This window comes from Neisseria wadsworthii 9715, assembly GCF_000227765.1.
GTDB lineage: Bacteria > Pseudomonadota > Gammaproteobacteria > Burkholderiales > Neisseriaceae > Neisseria > Neisseria wadsworthii.
In genome coordinates this window covers 706,218-712,598 of the sequence record NZ_JH165159.1, presented here as the reverse complement: position 1 = coordinate 712,598, position 6,381 = coordinate 706,218, and the positions used below count along the sequence as shown (strand labels likewise).

8 protein-coding genes are annotated in these 6,381 nt (G+C 41.3%); 1 reads left to right on the top strand and 7 read right to left on the bottom strand.

Translation table 11 applies throughout. The annotated features are described in order from the left end of the window. Positions 1-333: 333 nt before the first annotated feature. The 6 genes from HMPREF9370_RS03070 to HMPREF9370_RS03045 all read right to left on the bottom strand — a co-directional run bounded on the left by HMPREF9370_RS03070 (position 334) and on the right by HMPREF9370_RS03045 (position 5,231). Positions 334-1,062 (bottom strand): lysophospholipid acyltransferase family protein, encoded by a 729-nt coding sequence (locus HMPREF9370_RS03070; protein WP_009115840.1) that lies wholly within the window; start codon positions 1,060-1,062, stop codon positions 334-336. A 42-nt stretch (positions 1,063-1,104) separates the two neighbouring features. Further along, positions 1,105-1,665 carry a D-glycero-beta-D-manno-heptose 1,7-bisphosphate 7-phosphatase gene (gmhB, locus tag HMPREF9370_RS03065; RefSeq protein WP_009115839.1) on the bottom strand — a complete coding sequence of 187 codons (561 nt, stop codon included), beginning with the start codon at positions 1,663-1,665 and terminating at the stop codon, positions 1,105-1,107. Between the two features lie 188 nt (positions 1,666-1,853). Next, positions 1,854-2,528 carry a thiaminase II gene (gene tenA, locus HMPREF9370_RS03060; protein WP_040666832.1) on the bottom strand — a complete coding sequence of 225 codons (675 nt, stop codon included), beginning with the start codon at positions 2,526-2,528 and terminating at the stop codon, positions 1,854-1,856. A 79-nt stretch (positions 2,529-2,607) separates the two neighbouring features. Next, positions 2,608-3,708 carry a glycosyltransferase family 9 protein gene (locus HMPREF9370_RS03055; protein WP_009115837.1) on the bottom strand — a complete coding sequence of 367 codons (1,101 nt, stop codon included), beginning with the start codon at positions 3,706-3,708 and terminating at the stop codon, positions 2,608-2,610. 37 nt (positions 3,709-3,745) lie between these two features. Further along, entirely contained in the window at positions 3,746-4,495 is a 750-nt protein-coding gene (locus HMPREF9370_RS03050) for a LicD family protein (protein WP_009115836.1), read from the bottom strand. A 46-nt stretch (positions 4,496-4,541) separates the two neighbouring features. Then, positions 4,542-5,231 (bottom strand): NTP transferase domain-containing protein, encoded by a 690-nt coding sequence (locus tag HMPREF9370_RS03045; RefSeq protein WP_040666831.1) that lies wholly within the window; start codon positions 5,229-5,231, stop codon positions 4,542-4,544. Between the two features lie 30 nt (positions 5,232-5,261). Between HMPREF9370_RS03045 and HMPREF9370_RS11970 the strand changes: the two genes are divergently transcribed. Further along, entirely contained in the window at positions 5,262-5,558 is a 297-nt protein-coding gene (locus tag HMPREF9370_RS11970) for a hypothetical protein (RefSeq protein ID WP_009115834.1), read from the top strand. Here HMPREF9370_RS11970 and HMPREF9370_RS03040 read toward each other — a convergent pair. Beyond that, entirely contained in the window at positions 5,527-6,354 is an 828-nt protein-coding gene (locus HMPREF9370_RS03040) for a phosphotransferase (protein ID WP_169311360.1), read from the bottom strand. The genes HMPREF9370_RS11970 and HMPREF9370_RS03040 overlap by 32 nt on opposite strands. Positions 6,355-6,381 lie beyond the last annotated feature (27 nt).

Genomic DNA, 6,381 nt, shown 5'->3' with positions numbered 1-6,381 from the left:
ATTAATTCATTATTTAATTAATTCATTATTTAATTAATTCATTATTTATGAGTCTAATCTATTGCAGCCCCAAAAGTTAAGTTTATTTGCTATAGTTAAACTACTTAATTTTAGTAACATTTTCGTCATACTCGGGCTTGACCCGAGTATCTTGAGTTTCAGTAAATTTTGGGATATTCGGGTCAAGCCCGAGTATGACGTATGTACTTTTTCTTAAGTTGATTGACTATATATACCATACTAAAGATGCCTGTCTGAACACTTGTTCAGACAGGCATCTTTCCATTCCTAATCAATTCAAACTGCCACAACAAGCAAACCACAAAAATTCGGTTATGCCTTTGGATAACACGGACCTTGCCCGCTAATCATGTGCATTTGCCCTTCAATCCAATTTTCACATAATGCGGTCAACTCATCGACTTCGCCTGCAGTATAGGGAATCGGTTTGCCAATAATCATTTTAATGGTGCCCGGATATTTCAGAAAAGAATCACGCGGCCAGTATTCGCCACTATTTACAGCAACCGGCACCATATCCATTTCCAGCATTTTGGCCATGCGCGCTGCGCCCTGTTTATATTTACCGCTCTCACCCGGTTTAATACGCGTACCTTCGGGAAAAACGGCAATCCAGAAACCTTCTTTTTTACGTTCCCTACCCTGCCTGATCATATCTGCTGCCGCTTTCGAACCTGCTTTTCGGTCGATACCGATGGTTTTAGCGATTTTCAAACCCCAACCGAAAAAAGGGATTTTAAACAGCTCTTTTTTCGCCACATAAACATGCAGGGGAAACACTTCCTGTAAAGCCAACGTTTCCCAGCCGCTTTGGTGCTTGCAGCAGATAATGGAAGGCCTGTCTGAAATGTTTTCCAACCCTTCCACCTCATATTTCAAACCAACAATATTCTTCAGCGACCAAAGCAATACTCTTGCCCAAGCTTTGCCGATTTGGTTGGCTCCGCGCGGAATTAGAGCAGCGGGCAGCACCAAAATAAACATAATGATGGCGCTGACACACAATATCAGCCAATGAATTAAATTTCGGATAAGCAGCATGGGGTTCTTTCTTTTGCAAACAAATGAATAATGGCTTAAATGCTATGCACTTTTTTCTGATTCCAATTGCATCATATATTGCGAAAACGCCATCAAGTCATCGAATATCTGAGTCTGCTCGGGCAACTGATCGCCTTGTTCAGACAGGGTTTTCTTACCCTTACCGGTAAGCACCAAAATCGGCTTGCCCCCTGCCCTCTCTATCGCCTGCAAATCGCGTAGGCTGTCGCCAACCATATAGGTTTCTTCCGGTTTGGCATCAAAGCGATCGATAATATCGTTTATCATGCCGGGCTGAGGCTTGCGGCAAGCGCAATTATCCTCAGCGGTATGCGGGCAAAACCAAATACCGTCAATCTGCCCGCCGGCTTGTTGCGCCAGCTTGTGCATTTTATTATGCATCTCAGTCAGCTCTTGCACGGTAAAATATTTGCGCCCGATACCCGACTGGTTGGTAGCCACAGCAATGGTGTAACCGGCTTCGGTAAGAAATGCTATGGCATCCATACTGCCTTCCAGCGGCACCCACTCGTCTACCGATTTCACAAAATCATCGCGGTCGTGGTTAATCACGCCGTCGCGGTCGAGAATAATCAACTTCATTCAAATTGTCTTTCTGTTGGTATTTAGCTTTAAGCTAATAAACTAAGGGCCGGCTGGTGCGCTTATGATTTAAATTGCCCTATTGTTTCATGAATGCCTGTCTGAAAACTTTTATTTTGTTCCTCTGATGAGGAATCCGGGCACTTTCCGGCTTCGAAGCAGGAAATCACACTTTTTAGTTTTCAATTTCAAAACCGTTCCAAACCTGCCCATTGGCGCTGCCGGTAGGCACTATCCCAAAACAGCCATTCCAGTTTCGCCGACATTGTATAAGCTTCGTGCATTTTTTCCAGCGTATAGTTATCACAGCCGGAGGCCACCTTATCTATCGTTTCGATTACCCGGCGCACCGCGTTATTAAATTCTTCACCCGCATAAGTGTCCACCCAAGCCTGATAGGGGTTTCCAGGTACAGATTTTTCAAAGATGTCTTTGCCTACTTCTGCATAAATCCAAAAACAGGGGAGCAGCGCAGCCAGCACCACGGGATAACTTTCAGACCACGCCACAGCAAGCAAATATGAAGTGTAATGATGGCTGGCAGCCGTAAGCAGCGTTTGCTCGAATTGTTCACTTGTGATGCCGAATTGCTGCATGAATTCTTCGTGAAGGCTACGCTCAACAACAATCGCCCCATGCGCCGCGTCGGTAAACTGTAAAATCCCATCAGCGTCATAAGCTTTGGCGCCACACACCGCCAAAGCCCGGCCATATGCCACCAAATAATGCGCATCCTGAATCACATAATGGCAAAATGCGTCTTTATCCAAAATACCTTGAGACAGCTCTTGATTAAAAGGCAAATTTAAAGTGGCTTGATATAAATCCCGATTACGCTTCCAAGCTTCTTGGCTGAACGACATCGCTTTCTCCTTTTCCAATACGGTTGCTTAAGTTTGCAGCATATTATGAAGCTGCCGAATGTGGTGCCCGAGTGTCGGATTATATGCGAAGACTTGCTGACTTTATGGCGGCAATACCATTAACAATACAATTATTCAGCCAATCGCTTGCATCATCCAAAGGAAAGTGATGGGTCTCTTTTGAAGGAGCGGGTAAATCCGCAACTACTACCATATGTGGAACACCCTTGTAAGACAAAGGATACCACTTACTGATATTGGCCGGATTATTTGCATAAAAACCCAATAATGGCCGCTTGAACGCACAAGCTAAATGTACTGTGCCGCTATCCACACAAACAATCAGATCAGCAGAGGCAACCAAAGCTAGGTATTGATGCAAACTGGTTTTCGGGGAAAGCAGCAAAGAGATATTATCACTGCATAATTCTTGCAATTGCTCAAAATATGTTCCACTATTACTTGTATTGCATAGCACAAACCGCACATCCTGCAAATCTACCGGATTGCAGCGGTTGATAAGTGCCGCCAGCTCGCTTGGAGGAATTTGACGCGTTGCCTCACTACCTTGCGGCGCAAGCAAAATACGGTATTTTCTATCTGCTTCATCTTTCCAGAAAGGTGTAATTTCATTTAGGGTTGCAGAATCCAGATCCAAAGATACGTCAGGCTCAGGAATGGGGAAAAACTTGGCAAATACCGATGTTTGCAGATGTGCCGCCATATGCCTGTCTGAAAGAGGCGGGCAGTGGAAGTCGTAATTTTTTACATTGCCGGTATGGTAGTATTTTTTGTCACTTTTATGAAAAATAATATTGATATCCGCAGCTAACAAAGCTGTTTTGATAATGTGTTGGCTATTGAAAGTTTCATAAAAATCTAAATAAACTTGCCATTTTGTATGCTGTTTTATACATTCAATAAAAGAGTCTTCTAAAAATTCATCTATTAACGGGCAGTGTTCGTAAATCGGTCGGCTGCGCTCAGTTACAAAAATACCGATTTTGCAGTTAGGGTAAATCGCTTTGAGCTGTCGGATATAAGCTATGTGGGCAACCGTATCTCCCACCGCGTGTCCCATCGGTCTGATTAATACGGATGACACTCGACGAAAGTCAAAATCCGGATTGCTTTTTTTATTTCCGAACAAACGCAGCGTAATCTGTTTGAATAATGACATAGCAAAATCGCCAGCAGCTTTCTATTAATAATCAAATTTATGAAAAAAATTTGGGTTTTCCAAGCGTGTCGGTATCCAATAAAACCTCGTAATCTTTTATTCTGTTTTCATAAGAGTATGCTTTAGGAGTCATGAAATCGGGGCCGTACACCTCCGCCAAATGCTCGGCAGTATTATCCGGAATCAGAAATGTTCCGCCTAAAAATTCGCTTTTAACCAAACCAAAATCATTCAGCTGAATCTGAATCGCCCTAAGGTGCTGATGGTACTTTTTCAAGGTGCTTTTTACCGATAAGCCTTCTTCAACATCAAATGAAAAACAGATTTTATGCGGCCCTACGGTTTTAAAAACAAAAAAATCAATATTCACAGCATCTTTGTATTGGAAAGTGTATTCCGCTAAAAATCCATCGATAGCGGCATCCGTGCTTTTTATGGTGTAGTTACGTAAGGGTTTAAAACCGTATTTCATAAGATGCTGAATAAATTCAGGCGTAAAATCTCGTTCATCTATACCCACATCAAGATCCGAGTCATGGGCAATAATGCCTCTCTCACGATAGGCGCCGAGTAGTGTGCCGAACTCCAGCCACATATTAACCGGCTTATTATAGGCTTTGATTGTTGCCGATAAATCCAGTAATGCTTGGGGGGCAAGCTGATGGAATAACTTGAATCGTTCTGCTTCTATCGCATCACTGATTTCTTTTCTGGCAGCTTTTCTTTTTTGGCTGCTGAAAGGATGACGCAATGCAATCCAAAATTTACTGGTAAATAGATTATCCATAATGTCTCAAATTCTTTTCAGACAGGCATTGTCACAATAAGCCCTATTAATCCGTTAGATTATTTAGAATAAAGTTGTAATTATCCATATTATCCATTTCAAATCCGTCTTTCAGCCGTAATAAATAAGGCTTTACTTCCAATGTCGATAATATTTCCAATGGAATGTTATCCCAATATAACTTGCTGTTTCTCAGAATTTCAAGGCTCATATAATCAGGCAGTTTTTCCAAGATTTTTCGCGACTCTTTTTTATCCCAATAAGAAATTCCAAGCAGGCTGTACCCCGACTTATTGCTGACTTCAATTTGCGTAATCCGGTTATTATTTATTTCAGCAAGCCATTCCTTCTCTTCGCTTATCGGCCGGGGGATTAAAAAATAATGGCTGCCTGATAACGGCTCCTCAAAAATATTTTTAAACAGAACAACATCACAATCAATCACATAGCTATCAGCAAAAAACCCGCTTGCCAGATAAAAAGAATAAATACTGTTATATTCACGATATTTAGGGTTGTAAATCAGTTTACATCCATATTTTTCTTTCAAGAAATCAAATTGTTCCGCCAAATGCCCGACCACAATACAAATATCGTGAATGCCTGCTTGCTGTAAATACAGCACCGTTCTTTCCAAGTTTGGCACACCTTGTACGGGCAGGAGCGACTTATGGGTTTTCTGCCCTATTTCTTTAAAACGGCTACCCACACCAGCGGCTAAAATAATAGCGTTCATCTCATTTCCGATACAATGGAATTCCTGCAAATGGCACAACATAATGTCCGTTTAAAAATAACTTTTCAGACAGGCATGCCCTTAATTCCGACCACTTTCATCATATCCAAGCTTAGCTTGAGTATCCCTTACTCACAGCCCATGCACTTGAGTGAGTGCGCAGAGCCGTTCTGCACCATTACTGTTTTTGTGGTTATTTCATTACCAAAATACAATACGCAAACAGCCGGTATCAACACAACTAAAACAAATAACATCCCTCATTGGAGCACCAAAATAGCAGTTTTGCAAAAGTTCAGCCATATGATTTCTTTAAATCCAGCATAATATTGTGTGCCCGGCTAATCCGTTGTTCACCATAATCACCAAAATGTTCGTTCTCTTCGGCTTTAACCAATGTCCACACAAACCATAATACGTCTTGGGTGAATTGGTACAATAAAATATCCCGTTTGATTGCCGTTAAATCTTCTTTATCTGCATAATACGTTTGTAAAAATAAATTTTGCTCGTTTTCATGGATTCGAGACTCCAAAAAGAACGCTGCAATATCAAATACAGGGTCGTTCATCCCTGAATATTCCCAATCAATAAAATAGAGCTTATCGTTTTGTAGCAATAAATTTTCCGGCACTAAATCATTGTGGCAAGCAACTTTATTCCTGCCGGTTTGGTTCAATCGCGTATGTGCTGTATCTAAAAACGCTAAAATATCGGAAATATAAGTGTTATAGCCGTAGAACGATTGTTTATTCCGGAGCAAACCTAAATATTTTGTATATTCTTGGAAAACATCAAATTGATTGCCGAGCTTTATTTGGCTTTGATGCAGTTCCAACAAACGGGTAGCTAGATTTTGCAATATTGCTTGGCTTTTAATGTTTTTATGATCTAAAGACAGGGAATTTTTTAAGAACCGGGTAATTTTAAGACCGCTTTTCTGATCGAAGATACATGTTTCCACATTAAAACCGGCTTGGGACATTTTTAAGCTGTTTTTCGCCTCATATTCACGGTTAATCATGTTTTGGGTTTTTGCACCCGGAATCCGCAAAACATATTGTTCATCCGATACTGTAACCAAATAGTTTTTATTCGTCATTCCGCCAAGTTCGGTAACCACACAGTCTGAATCCCGATATTGCGGCAT

Coding starts and splice junctions, on each gene's coding strand:
- HMPREF9370_RS03070 (WP_009115840.1), bottom strand. CDS start 1,062: ATGCTGCTTATCCGAAATTTAATTCATTGGCTGATATTGTGTGTCAGC.
- HMPREF9370_RS03045 (WP_040666831.1), bottom strand. CDS start 5,231: ATGAACGCTATTATTTTAGCCGCTGGTGTGGGTAGCCGTTTTAAAGAA.
- gmhB (WP_009115839.1), bottom strand. CDS start 1,665: ATGAAGTTGATTATTCTCGACCGCGACGGCGTGATTAACCACGACCGC.
- HMPREF9370_RS03055 (WP_009115837.1), bottom strand. CDS start 3,708: ATGTCATTATTCAAACAGATTACGCTGCGTTTGTTCGGAAATAAAAAA.
- tenA (WP_040666832.1), bottom strand. CDS start 2,528: ATGTCGTTCAGCCAAGAAGCTTGGAAGCGTAATCGGGATTTATATCAA.
- HMPREF9370_RS03050 (WP_009115836.1), bottom strand. CDS start 4,495: ATGGATAATCTATTTACCAGTAAATTTTGGATTGCATTGCGTCATCCT.
- HMPREF9370_RS11970 (WP_009115834.1), top strand. CDS start 5,262: ATGGCACAACATAATGTCCGTTTAAAAATAACTTTTCAGACAGGCATG.